Here is a 533-nt window from a genome sequence, read left to right on the forward strand (position 1 = left end):
CTACAGATGTTGCAGCAGCCGCAGAACTAGAAGGAGCTGTTACAGCACCAAGAACCGCTTTAGCAGGAACCGGGGTTACAGTCACAGTCGTTGCTGCAGTGCCAGTCAGAGCCAGTTTCGGAGAAGCTGGATAATCAGTCAGAGCAGTTGGGGTAGCAGCCAGAGTAAAGCCAGTCAAGTCTGGAGCAGCTACGGTGATTTCAACTTCAGCTTTCTTAGTGTTATCTACTACAGAAGTTGCAGTCAGTTTCACTTTATCACCTACGTTAGCAGCATTCTCAACTTTCCATGCACCAGTACCAGCAACAATGCTTACTTTAGTTGGGGTTGCAGAAGACCAAGTTACGCTACCTACAGCACCAGTACCTTGAACGGTTGCGGTTGCAGTACCAGTTGCGCCAATTTTCTGAGTCAGAGCAGCACCAGCAGGGGCAGTGATAGTAACACCAGTTACAACAGGAGCAGCAGCAGTCACACCAGAAATAGTAGCAGTAGCAGTTACACCATCAGCAGCACCACCAGCTTTACCAGTT

1 protein-coding gene is annotated in these 533 nt (G+C 49.2%); it reads right to left on the minus strand.

Going from position 1 to position 533, the window contains the following annotated elements:
* Window positions 1-533: hypothetical protein (locus tag N1032_RS27570; protein ID WP_259543917.1), on the minus strand; the 533-nt coding region annotated here is incomplete at both ends.

It is taken from the genome of Herbiconiux daphne (assembly GCF_024979295.1).
Taxonomy (GTDB): domain Bacteria; phylum Actinomycetota; class Actinomycetes; order Actinomycetales; family Microbacteriaceae; genus Herbiconiux; species Herbiconiux daphnes.